Annotated in this window: 17 protein-coding genes; 9 read left to right on the forward strand and 8 right to left on the reverse strand. The window is 69.6% G+C overall.

The genetic code is table 11. The annotated features are described in order from the left end of the window. Positions 1 to 266: 266 nt before the first annotated feature. The 3 genes from OG735_RS35500 to OG735_RS35510 all read right to left on the reverse strand — a co-directional run bounded on the left by OG735_RS35500 (position 267) and on the right by OG735_RS35510 (position 4,067). Complete coding sequence (locus OG735_RS35500) at positions 267 to 1,241, reverse strand: acyl-ACP desaturase (protein ID WP_327327236.1); 975 nt, start codon at positions 1,239 to 1,241, stop codon at positions 267 to 269. Positions 1,242 to 1,356: 115 nt separating this feature from the next. Next, a complete protein-coding gene (ddaH, locus tag OG735_RS35505; protein ID WP_327327238.1) occupies positions 1,357 to 2,133 on the reverse strand; it encodes a dimethylargininase in 777 nt (258 codons plus the stop codon). 296 nt (positions 2,134 to 2,429) lie between these two features. Beyond that, positions 2,430 to 4,067 carry an ABC-F family ATP-binding cassette domain-containing protein gene (locus OG735_RS35510; protein WP_327327239.1) on the reverse strand — a complete coding sequence of 546 codons (1,638 nt, stop codon included), beginning with the start codon at positions 4,065 to 4,067 and terminating at the stop codon, positions 2,430 to 2,432. 334 nt (positions 4,068 to 4,401) lie between these two features. On the opposite strand from OG735_RS35510, the gene OG735_RS35515 reads away from it, so the two are divergent. Continuing rightward, positions 4,402 to 5,079, forward strand: coding sequence for a GOLPH3/VPS74 family protein (locus OG735_RS35515; RefSeq protein ID WP_327327240.1), 678 nt, complete (start codon positions 4,402 to 4,404; stop codon positions 5,077 to 5,079). A 57-nt stretch (positions 5,080 to 5,136) separates the two neighbouring features. On the opposite strand, the gene OG735_RS35520 is transcribed toward OG735_RS35515, so the two are convergent. Further along, positions 5,137 to 5,553, reverse strand: coding sequence for an SsgA family sporulation/cell division regulator (locus OG735_RS35520; RefSeq protein WP_327327241.1), 417 nt, complete (start codon positions 5,551 to 5,553; stop codon positions 5,137 to 5,139). A 120-nt stretch (positions 5,554 to 5,673) separates the two neighbouring features. Further along, complete coding sequence (locus tag OG735_RS35525; protein ID WP_327327242.1) at positions 5,674 to 6,006, reverse strand: (4Fe-4S)-binding protein; 333 nt, start codon at positions 6,004 to 6,006, stop codon at positions 5,674 to 5,676. 74 nt (positions 6,007 to 6,080) lie between these two features. Here OG735_RS35525 and OG735_RS35530 point away from each other — a divergent pair, with 74 nt between their 5' ends. After that, positions 6,081 to 7,187: a WD40/YVTN/BNR-like repeat-containing protein gene (locus OG735_RS35530; protein ID WP_327327243.1), complete on the forward strand. Its 1,107-nt coding sequence runs from the start codon at positions 6,081 to 6,083 to the stop codon at positions 7,185 to 7,187. 13 nt (positions 7,188 to 7,200) lie between these two features. Here the strand turns inward: OG735_RS35530 and OG735_RS35535 are convergent, their stop codons facing one another. After that, positions 7,201 to 7,500: a YciI family protein gene (locus tag OG735_RS35535; RefSeq protein ID WP_327327244.1), complete on the reverse strand. Its 300-nt coding sequence runs from the start codon at positions 7,498 to 7,500 to the stop codon at positions 7,201 to 7,203. Positions 7,501 to 7,578: 78 nt separating this feature from the next. Between OG735_RS35535 and OG735_RS35540 the strand changes: the two genes are divergently transcribed. Further along, on the forward strand, positions 7,579 to 8,319 hold the full coding sequence (locus tag OG735_RS35540) for an endonuclease V (RefSeq protein WP_327327245.1): 741 nt from the start codon (positions 7,579 to 7,581) through the stop codon (positions 8,317 to 8,319). A 57-nt stretch (positions 8,320 to 8,376) separates the two neighbouring features. Beyond that, positions 8,377 to 8,517, forward strand: coding sequence for a morphogenic membrane protein MmpA (mmpA, locus tag OG735_RS35545; protein ID WP_327327246.1), 141 nt, complete (start codon positions 8,377 to 8,379; stop codon positions 8,515 to 8,517). Between the two features lie 49 nt (positions 8,518 to 8,566). Here mmpA and OG735_RS35550 read toward each other — a convergent pair whose 3' ends face one another. After that, entirely contained in the window at positions 8,567 to 9,766 is a 1,200-nt protein-coding gene (locus OG735_RS35550) for a saccharopine dehydrogenase family protein (RefSeq protein WP_327327247.1), read from the reverse strand. A 374-nt stretch (positions 9,767 to 10,140) separates the two neighbouring features. On the opposite strand from OG735_RS35550, the gene OG735_RS35555 reads away from it, so the two are divergent. The 4 genes from OG735_RS35555 to OG735_RS35570 all read left to right on the forward strand — a co-directional run bounded on the left by OG735_RS35555 (position 10,141) and on the right by OG735_RS35570 (position 16,019). Beyond that, positions 10,141 to 11,283 carry a CaiB/BaiF CoA transferase family protein gene (locus tag OG735_RS35555; RefSeq protein WP_327327248.1) on the forward strand — a complete coding sequence of 381 codons (1,143 nt, stop codon included), beginning with the start codon at positions 10,141 to 10,143 and terminating at the stop codon, positions 11,281 to 11,283. Then, complete coding sequence (locus OG735_RS35560; RefSeq protein WP_327327249.1) at positions 11,280 to 12,422, forward strand: acyl-CoA dehydrogenase family protein; 1,143 nt, start codon at positions 11,280 to 11,282, stop codon at positions 12,420 to 12,422. The genes OG735_RS35555 and OG735_RS35560 overlap by 4 nt, the downstream gene beginning before the upstream one ends. Before the next feature lie 79 nt (positions 12,423 to 12,501). Beyond that, on the forward strand, positions 12,502 to 13,716 hold the full coding sequence (locus tag OG735_RS35565; RefSeq protein WP_327327250.1) for an acetyl-CoA C-acetyltransferase: 1,215 nt from the start codon (positions 12,502 to 12,504) through the stop codon (positions 13,714 to 13,716). A gap of 128 nt (positions 13,717 to 13,844) precedes the next feature. Then, positions 13,845 to 16,019 (forward strand): 3-hydroxyacyl-CoA dehydrogenase NAD-binding domain-containing protein, encoded by a 2,175-nt coding sequence (locus OG735_RS35570; protein ID WP_327327251.1) that lies wholly within the window; start codon positions 13,845 to 13,847, stop codon positions 16,017 to 16,019. Between the two features lie 48 nt (positions 16,020 to 16,067). Here the strand turns inward: OG735_RS35570 and OG735_RS35575 are convergent, their stop codons facing one another. Beyond that, complete coding sequence (locus tag OG735_RS35575) at positions 16,068 to 16,808, reverse strand: MerR family transcriptional regulator (protein ID WP_327327252.1); 741 nt, start codon at positions 16,806 to 16,808, stop codon at positions 16,068 to 16,070. A gap of 118 nt (positions 16,809 to 16,926) precedes the next feature. Here OG735_RS35575 and OG735_RS35580 point away from each other — a divergent pair, with 118 nt between their 5' ends. Continuing rightward, complete coding sequence (locus OG735_RS35580; protein ID WP_327327253.1) at positions 16,927 to 17,406, forward strand: macro domain-containing protein; 480 nt, start codon at positions 16,927 to 16,929, stop codon at positions 17,404 to 17,406. The last annotated feature ends 61 nt before the right edge of the window (positions 17,407 to 17,467 follow it).

A 17,467-nucleotide genomic window follows, 5' to 3' on the forward strand; every position in this document is an offset into this window, starting at 1 on the left:
GGCCGACGGCCGCACCGAAGGACTCTTCGCCGTGACGGTCACCTCGGCCGGCGGCTCGCGCACGTCCTGGGCCGAGCGTGGCGGGTGCAGCTACGGAAGCTGCGTCGCCATGCGGACGCGGACGCGGACGTGCGCGATGCGGCCATGCGCACGGTGACGGCGTACGAATAAGCCCGGACGGCGCTCGAACGGCCCGGTCGGCTCCCGAACGGCAGGGAGCGCCGGTCAGCCGGGACGCTCAGACGGCCGGAACGGCGCCCGGACGGTCAGCCCGCCGCCCGCGCTGCCATCCGCGCCTTGCGCGCCGCCAGCTTCTCGTCGAACTTGGTCGCCTCGGAGTTCAGCCCGCCCATGTACAGGCCCAGCTCCTCCTGCGCCTTGAGGCCCTCCGGGCCCAGCCCGTCGATGTCCAGCACCCTCAGGAAGCGCAGCACCGGCTGCAGGACGTCGTCGTGGTGGATCCGCATGTTGTAGATCTCGCCGATCGCCATCTGCGCCGCGGCCCGCTCGAAGCCCGGCATGCCATGTCCCGGCATCCGGAAGTTGACGACGACATCGCGCACGGCCTGCATGGTCAGATCCGGGGCGAGCTCGAAGGCCGCGCCCAGCAGATTGCGGTAGAAGACCATGTGCAGGTTCTCGTCGGTGGCGATACGCGCCAGCATCCGGTCGCAGACGGGGTCGCCCGACTGGTGGCCGGTGTTGCGGTGCGAGACGCGGGTCGCGAGCTCCTGGAAGGCGACGTACGCCACCGAGTGCAGCATCGAGTGGCGGTTGTCGGACTCGAAGCCCTCCGCCATGTGCGCCATCCGGAACTGCTCCAGCTTGTCCGGGTCGACGGCACGCGAGGTGAGCAGGTAGTCGCGCATCACGATGCCGTGCCGGCCCTCCTCCGCGGTCCAGCGGTGCACCCAGGTGCCCCAGGCGCCGTCGCGGCCGAAGAGCGAGGCGATCTCGTGGTGGTAGCTGGGGAGGTTGTCCTCGGTCAGGAGGTTCACGACCAGGGCGATCTTGCCGATGTCGGTGACCTTGGACTGCTCAGGCTCCCAGGCCTGGCCGTCCTCGAAGTAACCGGGGAAGTTGCGGCCGTCGGTGAACGGGACGTACTCGTGCGGCATCCAGTCCTTGGCGACCTTGAGATGGCGGTTGAGTTCCTTCTCCACCACCTCCTCCAGCGCGAACAGCAGTCGGGCGTCGGTCCACGCTTCCGAACTGCCGAGGTGGGGAGAGGTGATCGTCACGGGTGCTCCTGGGGACGGGAGAGTTACCTACGGATTCGTAGGTTACGAGACCGTAGGTTAAGGCGGCAGTAAGCCTTCGGCCAAGCCCGGTAGGGAGATGTGCTATTACATTTAGTTATGCGTACAGGTCGCGGAGGCGTACGGAGAGGCACGTCACGCACCCTTCGAGCTTCTCGAACTCGCTGATGTCCACCGTGACCGGCTCGTAGCCGAGGTCCGTGAACAGTTCCGCCGACTTCGGCGCACTCGCCGCCATCAGCAGCTTTCCGCCGCCGAGCAGCACCACATGTGCACCCGACTCCTCCAGCACCGGGAGATGCCGCGGGAAGACCGTCGGGGTGTCCACCAGCGGTGGGTATCCGATGACGGTGGAGTCCGGCAGCGCGGTCACCGCGGACTTCAGATGCAGCACCTTGCTCACCGGCACGGCCACGACACGTGCGCCGAGCGGCTCGAAGGCCGCGCGCAGCTGTTGCACCCCTGCCGCGTTCGTACGCCCGCCGCGGCCCACGTAGATCGTGTCGCCGATCTTCAGGACATCGCCGCCTTCAAGGGTGCCGGGCTCCCAGACCCAGTTCACCGAGCAACCGAGCCGTGCCAGGGTCTCCTCGACGGCCGCCGTCTCCGGCCTGCGGGACTCGGCCCCCGGGCGGGCGATCAGCGCGACATTGCGGTACATGACCACTGTGTCCTCGATGAAGACGCCGTCCGGGCAGTCGTCGGCCGGCTCTGTCTCGACGGTCTCCCAGCCGTGTTCGCGCAGCGTCTCGGCGTATGTCTCCCACTGCTCGAGCGCCAGTGCGGCGTCGACCGTGGTCCGCTCGATATGGGTGACCAGGCCCTCGGCGAGGCGCGGGCTGGGGCGACGGATCAGGGCTTTCCTGCTGGGCACGGGCGCTCTCCAGGTCTGTCCGGGGTCTGGTCGCGCCCATCATGGCCCGCCGTCCCGGGGCGATGGAATCCCCGGTGGGCAGCCGTGGGAGCGGGCGGTGCCGGTGGCGCCGGGTCCTTGCGGCCGTGCCGCCCGGCTGCGGGCGCACCGGCGATGACGATGTTCTCCGCAGGAGACCTGGCGCCAACCGGGATTCCGGACATTTTCTGTCCGGAATCCCGGCCGGCCGGGGAACCACGCGCATCGCGCTTACGATCCAGGCGCATCACGCTCCCATCAGGCGCATCGCGCTCACGTCATCGGAAGCCCCCGTCCCGTACCTCGTCCGTGGTGATGTCACGGAGCTCACCGTCCAGCAGCAGCCAGCGCGTGATGCCGATCGACTCCAGGAACGGCATATCGTGACTGGCCACGATCAGCGCTCCCTCGTACGACTCCAGCGCCGCCGTCAGCCTCCGTACGCTCGCCATGTCCAGGTTGTTCGTCGGCTCGTCGAGCATCAGCAGCTGCGGCGCCGGCTCGGCGAGCAGCAGCGCGGCAAGGGCCGCACGGAACCGCTCTCCGCCCGAGAGCGTGCCGGCCGGCTGGTCGGCACGCGCGCCCCGGAACAGGAAGCGGGCCAGTCGCGCCCTGATCCGGTTGTTGGTCGCATCGGGCGCGAACCGCGCCACGTTCTCCACCACGCTCAGCCCGTCGTCGAGCACATCGAGCCGCTGCGGCAGAAAGCGGAGCGGGACCTCGGCCACCGCCTCGCCGGCGACCGGCTCCAGCTCGCCGGTGATCGTACGCAGCAGAGTGGTCTTGCCCGCTCCGTTGCGCCCGACGAGTGCGATCCGTTCGGGGCCGCGTACCTCGAACTCTCCTTTCACCTCTGCCCCGTAACGCAGCGTCAGTTCGTTCAGCCGCAGCACGCCACGGCCCGGATGGACCTTGGTGAACGGCAGCTCGATACGGATCTCGTCGTCGTCGCGGACCGCGTCCACGGCCTCGTCGAGCCGCTCCTTCGCCTCGGCGAGCTTCTCGGTGTGCATGATGCGGTGCTTGCCGGCCGACTCCTGGGCCGCGCGTTTGCGCGCCCCCATAACGATCTTCGGCTCGCGCTTGGAGTCCCACATCTTCTGCCCGTACCGCTTACGGCGGGCCAACTTGATGTGGGCGTCGGCCAGTTCACGCTTCTGCCGCTGCACGTCGGCCTCGGCAACACGCACCATGCGCTCCGCCGCCTCCTGCTCGACGGCGAGCGACTCCTCGTACGCCGTGAAGTTTCCGCCGTACCAATTGACCTCCCCGTCGCGCAGATCGGCGATCTGGTCGACCAGTTCCAGGAGTTCACGGTCGTGGCTGACCACGACCATGACGCCGGACCAGGCGGCGACCGCGTCGTACAGCCGCCGACGTGCGTACAGATCGAGGTTGTTGGTCGGCTCGTCGAGCAACAGGACATCCGGTTGGGCCAGCAGAAGTGCGGCCAGCCGCAGCAGTACGCCCTCGCCGCCCGACACCTCGCCGATGGTGCGGTCGAGTCCGATATGGCCGAGACCGAGCTGGTCGAGGGTGGCGCGCGCCCGCTCCTCGACGTCCCAGTCGTCGCCGACCGCTGTGAAATTCTCCTCGCTCGGATCACCCGCCTCGATGGCGTGCAGCGCGGTGCGCGTGGTGGCGATGCCCAGCACCTCGTCCACTCGCAGGGCGGTGTCGAGCACCAGGTTCTGCGGTAGCCGGCCGATCTCGCCCGCGGTGCGTACTGCTCCGCCTGACGGTGTGAGTTCACCGGAGATCAGCTTCAGCAGCGTTGATTTTCCGGATCCGTTGAGGCCGATGAGACCGGTCCTGCCCGGGCCGACCGCCAGCTGGAAGTCGTCGAAGACCCCGGTGCCGTCCGGCCAGGCAAAGGTGAGCGAGGAGCAGGTGATGTGGGTGGGAAGAGTAGACATACGGGTCTCCCGGTTGCGTGGAAGGTGGCAAGGGCAACGGGTGGAGACACCGGAATACGGGCGACGATCGCCGGGAACACAAGAAAGGTCCCGGTCGGGGAGGACGGCTCGAGCGCCGAGGTCGCACGCGATGCGCGCAGCATGCTTGAAGCAGCTGTACCGCACGGTGTCTCAGGACCTCAGACGAGCAACGTCCTACTCCAATCGACGACAACAGGACCGCTGTACAACGTACGAGGACGCTTGGGCACTGTCAACGAATTATCGTGATCGGGACCTGCGCGACCGGCCCCGGGGCCGACCGGGACAGCACCGGGACAAGGAGGCTCCGCCCGTGCCCAATGGATCGCTCTCGATCGCCGCCCGGCTCTATCTCCTGTCCTGGGACACCGAGCGGATGACGCCCACCGGCACGTCCTGCCTAGCCCCTCTCGTACGGGCCGGGGCGCTCACCGAGCTGGCCCAGCGCGGCATGCTCGCCGAAGCCGACGGCGTTGCCCGGCCCGTCGGCGACAACCTCACCGGTGACCCGGTGCTCGACGAACTGCTGGAACTCGTCGAGGAGTCCAGGCCACGCACATGGAAGAGGTGGGTGACGCACCACGCCACATACACCCTCGAAGCCGTCCGTAAGCAGCTGGCCGGAGCCGGCTACTTGCGCAGGAGACGCGGGCGGCTGCTCGGCCTCTTCTCCGCCCCGCAGTACGAACTCGACCGTGCTGACGTGGTGAAGTCGCTGCGCGAGGAGACGCGGGCGATGCTCGGAGGTCCGGTGCCGGTGGCCGAGATCTCCGACCGCGACGCCGCCCTCGTCGCACTCGCGGCCGCGGCAGAAGTGCGCACCCTCGCCACCGCTGATGAGCGCAGGCGCCACAAGGACCGGATCGAGGCGCTGACGGAACGCAGCGGTGCGGCCGCTCCCACGCTGAGGAACGTCATCCAGGAGGTACGGGACGCGGTGATCTTCGAGGTGACGTCGGCGTCCGCGGCGGGCGCCTCCGGCGGCAGCTGACACCTCTGCTCGCCGGCAGGGTGACGCCGGAATCCGGCCAGGCCACGGCGCCGGGCGTCAGCAGGCGTCGCGCAGCAGCTCGGCGAGATTGTGGTCGAGGTCCAGATAGAGGTGCTCGCAGCCGGTGGGAACCATGCCCTGGGCGCGCTTGAGGAAGCGGCGCACCTCACTGGTGCGGATGTGCACCATGGCGATGCCCTCGGGTGCGCGGAACTCCACCACCGTACGGTCGTAGCCGAACGGCCTGACGCGTACGTCGCCGACGCCGGCCGGTCCGTCGACACCCGCCGCGAGCAGGTCACGCGAGAAGGCCCACGACACCTCGTTGCCCTCCAGCGTCGCCGGCGGCGGGAAGGCCATCTGCACGGCGAAGGGATCCTCGCGGTCGTAACGCAGTGTGGCCGGAACAGACTCCATCTGGGGTGCCGAGGCGACCAGTCGGGCCTGCACGGCCTGCTCGATGACGGTGGACAAGGCCTGCTCCTTCGTGCGCGGCTCGCTGACGTCTCCCTGACACCGGGAGAGACGGCAGAACGAGCGATTGCGTGCATCCGAAGGGAATGTGACCTCCGTCACCGCGTCCCCCTCACCCCCTCACCGCGTCTCGTGTCGGTCGCCGTAAGCCGTGCGGATGCCGAGATCGCCGCGGATCACCAGCTGACCGGCGAGGGAGCGGGTCACGGTGGTCGGCCGGTCCGGCTCCTCGGTCGAGCCGTCGGCGAGCCGGTACTGCAGGGCGCCGGACGGACAGCGCCGTACGACCTCGGCGACCCGGTCGGCGGCGGCGCCGTCGGGCTGCACCCAGGGCCGGCTGTCCAGGTCGAAGACGTGCGGGAGACCGCGTACGCACTCGGCCGCGTGCAGACAGCGCCGTGATTCGAAGGTGACGGTGATCTCCCGGCCCTCGTGCTCCTTGGGCTGGGACATGGGCTCAGCCCAGGAACCCACGCCGTCCGCCGCACCCTGGACGGGGTACGGCCCGTGGGCTAGCTTCCAGCGCCATGACGTCCATGGGGAAGACGAGACGAACGGTGTCGGTGGGACTGTGTGCCGCGGCGGTGGCCGCGGCCCTGGCCGCGCCGGCGCAGGCAGCCCAGCCATCGGGCAGTGCTACGGCAGAAGGTACAGACGGCAGGGGGCCGAGCTGGAGCCTCAAGGACACCGGTACGAATGTACGGTTCCGGGGCCTCGCGGCCGTCAGCCGGAAGGCCGCGTGGGTCGCCGGCTCGAAGGGCACCGTGCTGCGTACCGCGGACGGCGGCCGCAGCTGGCAGAACGTCTCCCCGCCCGGGGCGGGCGAGCTGGAGTTCCGCGACATCGAGGCCTTCGACGGCCGTCGTGCGGTGGTGCTGGCCATCGGCGAGGGCGAGGCGTCCCGGGTCTTCCGTACCGAGGACGGCGGAGCGAGCTGGACCGAGTCCTTCCGCAACACCGATGCGAAGGCCTTCTACGACTGCGTCACCTTCTTCGACAGCCGGCACGGCCTCGCCATGAGTGATCCGGTGGACGGCAAGTACCGCATCCTGTCGACCGGCGACGGCGGCAGGTCGTGGAAGGTTCTGCCGAACACCGGGATGCCGGCGGCGCTGCCGGGCGAGGCGGCCTTCGCCGCCAGCGGCCAGTGCCTGGTCAGTTCGGGGAGCAAGGACGTGTGGCTGGCGACCGGCGGTGGCGCCACGGCGCGTGTACTGCACTCCGCCGACCGCGGTCTGAACTGGACCGTCGCCGAATCGACCATCCCCGCCGGGGATCCGGCGCGTGGAGTCTTCGCACTCGCCTTCCGTGACCGCACCCACGGCATCGCGGTCGGCGGCGACTACCGCGCCGACCAGGCATCCCCGAGCGCCGGGGCGGTCAGCCGGGACGGCGGGCGCAGCTGGCAGCAGTCCAAGACACCGCCGCCGGCCTACCGTTCGGGCATTACCTGGCTGCCGCACAGCCGGTCGGCGGCGCTCGCCGTCGGCCCGACCGGCACGGATCTGACGGTGGACGCCGGCCGCAGCTGGCGCACCGTCGACACCGGTTCGTACGACACGGTCGACTGCACACCCGACCTCGGCTGCTGGGCCTCGGGCGAGAAGGGCCGGGTCGCGCGGCTGGAGTTCTAGCCGAACCGCGGTCCTACGAGGGCAACTGCTGACGGTACGGGGCGAGTTCGGGCGCGGTCTTGGTCGCGATGAACTCCGTGATCCGGTACGCACACACGCCGCCGACCGTGAAGGGGTCGGCCGCCGCGATCGTCTCGATCCGCGCGCGGTCGTCCCCGACGGCCAGGATCACCCCGCCGTCGCGCGGGTTCTTGCGGCCCGAGGCGATGAACACGCCCTCCTCGTACATCGCGTCCAGCCACTCCACATGTGCCTCGAGCAGCTCGTCGACACGCTCGACGGGTGCGGTGTAGGTCAATTCCAGTACGAACATGATCGCCAGGCTACGCCAGGCGGGAATCGCGATCAGGCCCTGGTGCCGGACCGACCGGGCCGTAGGCTGGGCGGCACCATGAAGATCATCGAGACGCCCCCCGCCTGGCCCGCCGACGAGACCGCGGCCCTGGCCGTCCAGGACGAACTGCGCACGCGGGTCGTTCTGGACGAGTCGGGGCCGCCGGTTGCCACCGGTCTGGTGACGGGCGTCGATGTGGCGTACGACGACGAGCACGATGTCGTCGCGGCGGCGGCCGTCGTCCTGGACTCCGCGACGCTCACCGTCGTCGAGGAGGTCACGGCGGTCGGCCGGGTCGCCTTCCCGTACGTCCCGGGTCTCCTCGCCTTCCGGGAGATCCCGACCGTGCTGGCCGCCCTGGAATCCCTCACGACAGACCCCGGTCTGGTCGTCTGCGACGGCTATGGCCTGGCCCACCCCCGCCGCTTCGGACTCGCCTCCCACCTCGGCGTACTGACCGGGCTGCCGGTGATCGGCGTCGCCAAGAACCCCTTCGTCTTCAGTTACGGCGAACTCGGTCCGCGCCGCGGTGACTTCGCCCCCCTGCTCGCCGACGACGGCGAGGAGGTCGGCCGGGCGTTGCGCACCCAGGACGGAGTCAAGCCGGTCTTCGTCTCCGTCGGCCACCGCACGACACTCGACAACGCCTGTGCCCACACCCTCCACCTCGCGTCCCGCTACCGGCTCCCCGAGAGCACGCGCCGGGCCGACCGGCTCTGCCGGCGCGCACTGGAGGAAGCTACTCGGGCATCCGGGCCGGAGGACTCAGTCGGGGAACCGAGTAGCGGAACTGAGTAGGGGAACTGAGTATCTGAGCGGATGTCATGACCGGCGCTGATCGGCAGGCTCCCTCGCATGACGACACAGACGACGCACAGCGCCACCGAGACCACCACCCACCCCGTTGAGCGCACCCTGACGGCCGTGCTCATCCTGTCCGCGCTGGCGGGCTTCGGCTGGGTGGGGGCGATGGTCTACACGGCACTGTCCGGCTGACGGCCTGCCCGGCTGACCGGCCGGCCGTGTTGGCGGCCGGCACCTGACCTCAGCGTGTGGCAGCCACCCGGAAGGTGATCCCGGCTGTCTGCAGTCGCTCCAGCAGCGCATCACCCATCGCTACGGCGGTCGTGACCTGGCCCGCTGTTTTCGGCAGCGCGTCGAAGGCAAGGCAGAGCGCCGACTCGGCGAGCATCTTCGCCGTCTCGTCGTAGCCCGGGTCACCACCCGAGACCTCGGTGAAGACCCGGCGACCGCCGCCCTCGCCCACAAAGCGCACCGAGAACCAGCTCTTCGCCCGGCGCTCTTCGTCAGGCCCCTCACCCGGCTTGAGGCGTTCCGACAACCAGCGCCGGGCGGGCGGCAGTTGGGCCAGACCGTAGAGCGCGCCCAAAGCCGTCACACCGCCCGCCGCCATCGGAAGCGTCCGGACGGCCGCATAGTGCCGGTAGCGGAAGTCGGGGCCGTAGCGGGGCAGCGTGGCCGCCGATCGCGCCACGATCTGCGGGTCGATCGTGGGCAGCGGCAGGGCCCAGGCGCCGGTCTCGCGGCTGAACCGCGGCCCGCCCAGCGGAGCCCGCGCCCGGCGTCCCATCAGCCGCGGCTCGTGCAGTCGCCGTTCGTGCGCAGCCTGCAGCATTTGCCGTCCTCGGCTCATCGCGGTGAGCGCCGAGGCGAACGTACCGCCGGAGAACGTGGCGTTGGAGCGTACAAATCCGTCGACGCGCAGCGGCACGTCCTGCGGAAGGTGCTGCACGGTGAAGTACGCGCCGAGGTCGTGCGGAATCGAGTCGAAGCCACAGGCGTGGACGATCCGCGCCCCCGTCTCCCGGGCCCGCGCGTCATGACGTACGTACATCAGGTCCACGAACTCGGGCTCGCCGGTCAGGTCGGCGTAGTCGGTCCCGGCCTCCGCGCAGGCGGAAACCAGCGCCTCCCCGTACCAGAGATACGGGCCGACGGTCGTCGCCACCACACGGGTGGACTCGGCGAGTTCGCGCAGCGCGTCGGGGTCGTCCGCGTCCGTCTCGATCAGCGGCAGCTCGGCGCAGCCGGGATTCACCGAGGCAAGGCGCTTGCGCAGCTGCTCCAGCTTCTGACGGCTGCGGCCCGCGACGGCCCAGCGGCAATCGTCCGGCGCGTGCGCCGCGAGGTACTCCGCGGTGAGCACACCGACGAATCCCGTGGCTCCAAAGAGCACGATGTCGTACGGGCGCTGTGCGCGATCGGTACCGTTCTGCCTGTTCAATGGCCCCTCCGCCGTTGCCCCCGCGGTCCTGTCGGTGGCTGAGGCTAGCGTGCGAACGAGCTTGACAGTAGATGCGTTTCCCATCGGTAACATGCCGGGCCCCCGGGGCCGGATCCAGCGTGAGGACATGCCCACCGGGCGTCGCGGCGCAGCGCGGTCATCAACGCGGCGGGCCGCTGGGCGAAGGCCGAGCGTGCGACGACGATCCGAGCTCACCTCCTATATTGGCCGTAAACATGCGGTTTGGGCCGGAATTCCCAGAGTCGGCGGCGGCCGGTTCTAAGCGCTTGCTCGGCCCAGGCCCTTGTGTGGAGTGGAACGCGTTCTTACCATCTCTGGTGTTACATCATTTGTGTCACAGTGCTGGGGGCTCAATGGCGGCGACAGGAAACGGCCCGCTGGCCGGGGTGCGTGTGGTTGAGCTGGCGGGCATCGGGCCCGGCCCGTTCGCCGCCATGGTGCTGGCCGACCTCGGCGCCGATGTCGTACGGGTCGACCGGCCCGGCGGTGCGGGGCTGAACATCGATCCGGCCTACGACCTCACCAACCGCAACAAACGCTCGGTGCTCATCGACCTCAAGGCCGAGGGCGGCCCCGACCAGGTCCTCGACCTGGTCGAACGCGCCGACGTACTCATCGAGGGATACCGGCCGGGTGTCGCCGAGCGCCTCGGGGTCGGGCCGCAGGAGTGCCTCGCGCGCAATCCGCAGCTCGTGTACGGACGGATGACCGGCTGGGGCCAGGAAGGCCCGCTCGCCCAGCGCGCCGGACACGACATCGCGTACATCGCCATCACCGGCACTCTCGGCATGATCGGCAAGGCCGGCGAGCCGCCCGCCGTACCGGCCAACCTCGTCGGCGACTACGCGGGCGGCTCGCTCTATCTCGTCATCGGGGTGCTCGCCGCGCTGCAGCACGCCCGCACCGAGGGCGGCGCCGGCCAGATCGTCGACGCGGCCATCGTCGACGGAGCCGCTCATCTGGCCACGATGATCCACGGAATGATGGCGGCCGGCGGCTGGCAGGACCGGCGCGGGTCGAATCTGCTCGACGGCGGCTGCCCGTTCTACGGCAACTACGAGACCGCCGACGGCGAGTACATGGCGGTCGGGGCCCTGGAGCAGCAGTTCTACAACGAGTTCATCGAGCTGCTCGGGATCAAGGACGAGGTCCCGGCCCGTAAGGACTTCGCCCGCTGGGGCGAGCTGCGCGGCGCTGTGGCCGCCCGCTTCAGGACGAAGACCCGCGACGCGTGGACCGCCGTCTTCGAGGGTTCGGACGCTTGCGTGGCGCCGGTGCTCTCGCTCGGCGAGGCTCCCTCGCATCCGCATCTCGCGGCCCGCGGAACCTTCGTCGAGCACAGCGGACTCACCCAGCCCGCACCCGCGCCCCGCTTCTCCGCCACGCCCGGCGCCGTGGTGCGTCCGCCCGCCCAGCCCGGCGCGGACACCGCAGAGGTCGCTCTCGACTGGGACATTCCCGGCCTTGCCGGCACCGCCAAGGAGGACGACCGTTGAAGCGCCAGATCTTCACCGACGAGCACGACGCGTTCCGTGAGACCGTACGAACCTTCCTCGCCAAGGAGGTCCTGCCGCACTACGAGCAGTGGGAGAAGGACGGCATCGTCAGCCGGGAGGCCTGGCTCGCCGCGGGCCGGCAGGGGCTGCTCGGCCTCGCCGTGCCGGAGGAGTACGGAGGCGGCGGGAACACCGACTTCCGCTACAGCGCCGTCCTCGCCGAGGAGTTCACCAGGGCGGGCGCCGCCGGGCTCGCGCTCGGACTGCACAACGACATCATCGGCCCGTATCTGACCGGCCTGGCGACCGAGGAGCAGAAGCGGCGCTGGCTGCCCGGCTTCTGCAGCGGCGAGATCATCACCGCCATCGCGATGACCGAGCCGGGCGCCGGCTCCGACCTCCAGGGCATCCGTACCACCGCCGAGGACCGCGGCGATCACTGGATCCTCAACGGCTCCAAGACCTTCATCTCCAACGGCATCCTCGCCGACCTGGTGGTCGTCGTCGCCAGGACGACGCCCGAAGGCGGCGCCAAAGGGCTGTCGCTGCTCGTCGTCGAGCGCGGCACCGAGGGCTTCGAGCGCGGCCGTAATCTCGACAAGATCGGCCAGAAGTCCCAGGACACGGCAGAGCTGTTCTTCAACGACGTACGCGTCCCCAAGGAGAACCTGCTCGGTGAACTGAACGGCGCATTCGTCCATCTGATGACCAACCTCGCGCAGGAGCGGATGGGCATCGCCGTCGCCGGAATCGCCGGTGCCGAATATCTGCTGGAGATCACCACCCAGTACGTCAAGGAGCGGGAGGCCTTCGGGCGGCCGCTCTCCAAGCTCCAGCACATCCGCTTCGAAATTGCCGAGATGGCCACCGAGTGCGCCGTCACCCGTACCTTCCTCGACCGCTGCATCGTCGATCACTCGAACGGGGAACTCGACGCGGTCCATGCCTCGATGGCCAAATGGTGGGCCACCGAACTTCAGAAGCGGGTCGCCGACCGCTGTCTCCAACTGCACGGCGGCTACGGCTATATGACTGAATACCGCGTCGCCAAAGCCTTCACGGACGGCCGTATCCAGACCATCTACGGCGGTACGACCGAGATTATGAAGGAAATCATCGGCCGCTCGATCCTCGGCTGAACTCCCGGACTCGCCCGGCCCTCATTGCACAACCCTCGAAACGCAACCCGCATGACATAACCCTCGAAAGGCTGCAGTCTTGAGTACCGAAGCGTATGTGTACGACGCGATCCGCACTCCGCGCGGGCGCGGCAAGGCCAATGGCGCCCTGCACGGCACCAAGCCGATCGACCTCGTCGTCGGTCTGATCCACGAACTCCGCAGCCGCTTCCCGGGTCTTGACCCGGCGGCGATCGACGACATCGTGCTCGGCGTGGTCGGTCCGGTAGGCGACCAGGGTTCCGATATCGCCCGCATCTCGGCGATCGCCGCCGGACTGCCCGACACCGTCGCCGGCGTCCAGGAGAACCGCTTCTGTGCCTCGGGCCTCGAAGCCGTCAACATGGCGGCGATGAAGGTCCGTTCGGGCTGGGAGGACCTGGTGCTGGCCGGCGGTGTCGAGTCGATGTCGCGGGTGCCGATGGCCTCCGACGGCGGCGCCTGGTTCGCCGACCCGATGACCAACTTCGACACCGGTTTCGTACCGCAGGGTATCGGCGCCGACCTCATCGCCACCATCGAGGGCTTCTCCCGCCGCGATGTCGACGAGTACGCGGCGCTCTCCCAGGAGCGGGCCGCGGCAGCCTGGAAGGACGGCCGCTTCGAGCGCTCCGTCGTACCGGTCCTGGACCGCAACGGCCTGGTCGTCCTCGACCACGACGAGCACATGCGCCCCGGCACCACCGCGGACTCCCTCGCCGCGCTCAAGCCCTCCTTCGCAGGCATCGGCGACATGGGCGGCTTCGACGCCGTGGCGCTGCTGAAGTACCACTGGGTGGAGAAGATCGACCACGTCCACCATGCGGGCAACTCCTCCGGCATCGTCGACGGCGCCGCGCTCGTCGCGATCGGCACGAAGGAGGTCGGCGAGCGGTACGGACTCACGCCGCGCGCCCGGATCGTCTCGGCCGCGGTCTCCGGATCCGAGCCGACCATCATGCTCACCGGTCCCGCCCCCGCCACCCGCAAGGCGCTCGCCAAGGCCGGACTGACGATGGACGACATCGACCTGGTCGAGATCAACGAGGCGTTCGCCGGTGTCGTACTGCGCTTCGCCCGCGATCTCGACATCCCGCTGGAGAAGATCAACGTCAACGGCGGCGCGATCGCGCTGGGCCATCCGCTCGGTGCGACGGGCGCGATGATCCTCGGCACGGTCATGGACGAACTGGAGCGCCAGGACAAGCGGTACGGCCTCGTCACACTCTGCGTGGGCGGCGGCATGGGCATCGCCACGGTGATCGAGCGCGTGTAGCGGTGCGGCGGCGCGCCCCCGGGCCGGCACCCCGAACGGCCGGCACTCGAGCGGCAGCGCCCACACCCTCCGCGCCGACACCGCCATCGCTCGAAACGACCTGACCAAGACCTCCTGGAGACTCCGCAATGACCGAGAGCACCACCATCCGCTGGGAACAGGACGAGACCGGCGTCGTCACCCTCGTCCTCGACGACCCCAACCAGTCCGCCAACACGATGAACCAGGCCTTCAAGGAGTCCATCGCCGCGATCGCCGACCGCGCGGAGGCCGAGAAGGACTCCATCCGCGGCATCATCTTCACCTCCGCCAAGAAGACCTTCTTCGCGGGCGGCGACCTCAAGGACATGATCAAGGCCGGTCCCGAGGACGCCGAGGCCGCCTTCGAGGCCGGCATGGGCATCAAGCGCGCTCTGCGCCGGATCGAGACCCTCGGCAAGCCTGTCGTCGCAGCCATCAACGGCGCGGCCCTGGGCGGCGGTTACGAGATCGCCCTCGCCTGTCACCACCGCATCGCCCTCGACGCGCCCGGCTCCAAGATCGGCCTGCCCGAGGTCACCCTCGGCCTGCTGCCCGCGGGCGGCGGCGTCACCCGCACCGTACGGCTGATGGGCATCGCGGACGCGCTGCTGAAGGTCCTGCTGCAGGGCACCCAGTACAACCCGCAGCGCGCACTGGAGAACGGCCTGGTCCACGAGGTGGCCGCCACCGACGAGGAGATGCTCGCCAAGGCCCGCGCCTTCATCGACGCCCATCCCGAATCGCAGCAGCCCTGGGACGTCAAGGGCTACAAGATCCCCGGTGGGACCCCGTCCAACCCGCGGTTCGCCGCCAACCTGCCCGCATTCCCCGCGAACCTGAAGAAGCAGACCGCCGGCGCGCCCTACCCCGCCCCGCGCAATATCCTCGCGGCGGCCGTCGAGGGGTCCCAGGTCGACTTCGAGACCGCGCAGATCATCGAGGCCCGGTACTTCACCGAGCTGGTCACCGGGCAGATCGCCAAGAACATGATTCAGGCGTTCTTCTTCGACCTGCAGGCCGTCAACTCCGGCGCCAACCGCCCCAAGGGCATCGAGCCGCGCCCCGTCCGCAAGGTCGCCGTCCTCGGCGCCGGGATGATGGGTGCGGGCATCGCCTACTCCTGCGCCCGCGCGGGCATCGAGGTCGTCCTCAAGGACGTCACGGCGGACGCGGCCGCCAAGGGCAAGGCGTACTCCGAGAAGCTGCTCGCCAAGGCGCTCTCCCGGGGGCGTACGACCGAGGCCAAGCGTGACGCACTGCTCGCGCGCATCACGCCGACCGCCGACCCGGCGGACCTCGCCGGCTGCGACGCCGTGATCGAGGCGGTCTTCGAGGACACCGCCCTCAAGCACAAGGTGTTCCAGGAGATCGAGGACATCATCGAGCCGGACGCGCTGCTCTGCTCCAACACCTCGACGCTGCCCATCTCTGTCCTCGCCGAAGGAGTGTCACGGCCCGTCGACTTCATCGGGCTGCACTTCTTCTCGCCGGTCGACAAGATGCCGCTCGTCGAGATCATCAAGGGCCAGCACAGCGGCGACGAGGCGCTGGCCCGCGCCTTCGACCTGGTCCGCCAGATCAACAAGACCCCGATCGTCGTCAATGACTCGCGCGGCTTCTTCACCTCGCGCGTGATCGGTCAGTTCATCAACGAGGGCGTGGCGATGGTCGGCGAGGGCGTCGACCCCGTGTCGGTCGAGCAGGCCGCAGCCCAGGCCGGCTACCCGGCCAAGGTGCTCTCCCTGATGGACGAGCTGACCCTCACCCTCCCGCGGAAGATCCGCAACGAGACGAAGCGCGCGGTCGAGGAGGCAGGCGGCAGCTGGGCCGGGCATCCGGCGGACGTGGTGATCGACCGGATGGTCGACGAGTTCGGGCGCACGGGCCGCAGTGGCGGCGCGGGCTTCTACGAGTACGGCGAGGACGGAAAGCGGACCGGGCTGTGGCCGGGCCTGCGCGAGCACTTCACGCGTTCCGACCTGCATGTGCCCTTCCAGGACATGAAGGAGCGGATGCTCTTCTCCGAGGCGCTGGACACTGTGCGCTGCCTGGAGGAGAACGTGCTGACCTCCGTCGCCGACGCCAATATCGGCTCGATTATGGGCATCGGCTTCCCCGCCTGGACGGGCGGTGTGCTGCAGTACATCAATGGCTACGAGGGCGGGCTGTCCGGTTTCGTGGCGCGCGCGCGTGAGCTTGCCGAGCGCTACGGCGAGCGCTTCAACCCGCCTGCGTTGCTGGTCGAGAAGGCGGAGCGCGGCGAGGTCTTCACCGACGCGTGACGCCGGTCCCGGGCCGCGCTCAGCTCTCCCGGCTGGACGCGGCCCGCGTCAGTCCTGCTGGCTGAACGCGGCCCGCAGCTCCTCCTTGAGCGACCGCTGGAAGGCCGTCACCAGCGCCTGCACCACCATCGGCTGCATATGGGCGGACAGCGACTTCATCGCCGCCACCTGCTCGGGGTCCGGCTCCTGCTCGCGGTACGGATTCCATACCTCGTCCCGGAACAGCCTGGTGAGCTCACGCGCCGCCGAGCGGGTGTGCTCCAGCAGGACCGTGCGGGCGGCGAGAATCGTCTCGTGCGCGATCGGTACGTCCAGCAGCTGCACACCGAGCCGCAGCAGGCCCGGGTCGAGCCGGTAGCCGTCCGATCCCGCCGAGACGTCCGCGCGCTCCAGGACACCCATCGCCGCGAGCCGGTCGATGTCCTGCTCACTCAGCGTGCGGCCAGCGCGGCGCTCCAGGTCGGCGCGGGTCGCCTCCTCGGCCGAGTCCGGCGCCCAGGAGGCGACCAGCGCACGGTGGATCGCGAGGTCGTGCGCGCTCAGGTCCGGTGGCAGCTGCTCCAGATAGCGTTCGATCGCGGCGAGGGTCATGCCCTGGTGCTGGAGCTCCTCGATGAGGGCCAGCCGGGAGAGATGGTCCGGTCCGTAGTGACCGACGCGGCGGGGCCCGATTGCCGGCGGCGGCAGGAGTCCGCGCGTGCTGTAGAAGCGGATGGTGCGTACGGTGACCCCGGCGCGCGCGGCCAGCTCGTCGACGGTGAGCGTCGGCTCCTCGGTCTCGGTCGCCATCTGTGCGCCTCGCTTCCCGCTGCCGTTCCTGGTCTCCGTGCAGTGCAACAGTATTGCTGTCTCACCACTGTTGTGAAAGCGTCCGCCGATTGTCAGTGGTGGTCCGTACGGTGGGTGCATGTCCGAGATCGAGTACGTACGGGGGGACGCCACCGCGCCGCAGGGCAAGGGGGTGAAGCTGATCGCGCATGTCTGCAACGACCTGGGCGGTTGGGGGAAGGGCTTCGTGCTGGCGATATCGCGCCGCTGGCCGGAGCCGGAGGCGGCGTACCGCCGCTGGCACCGGGAGCGTGCGGGCAATGACTTCGGGCTCGGCGCCGTGCAGTATGTCCAGGTGGCGCCGTATCTGTGGGTGGCGAACATGGTGGGGCAGCGGGGGATACGGACCGGCAGCAAGGGGGTTCCGGTGCGGTACGAGGCGATCGACGCGGCGCTCGGGGCGGTGGCCGGCAAGGCGGCGGAGCTGGGGGCGTCCGTCCATATGCCGCGGATCGGGTGCGGTCTCGCGGGCGGGAAGTGGTCGCGGATCGAGCCGCTGATAGCGGGGCGGCTGACGGCGCGGGGGATATCGGTGACGGTGTACGACCACGAGGGCTGAGCGTCGCGCTGCGGCACTGCTCGGCCGCACTGCTCGGCCTCCGCGGCACGCGTCGGGCCGG

It is taken from the genome of Streptomyces sp. NBC_01210 (assembly GCF_036010325.1).
In the GTDB taxonomy this organism is placed as follows: domain Bacteria; phylum Actinomycetota; class Actinomycetes; order Streptomycetales; family Streptomycetaceae; genus Streptomyces.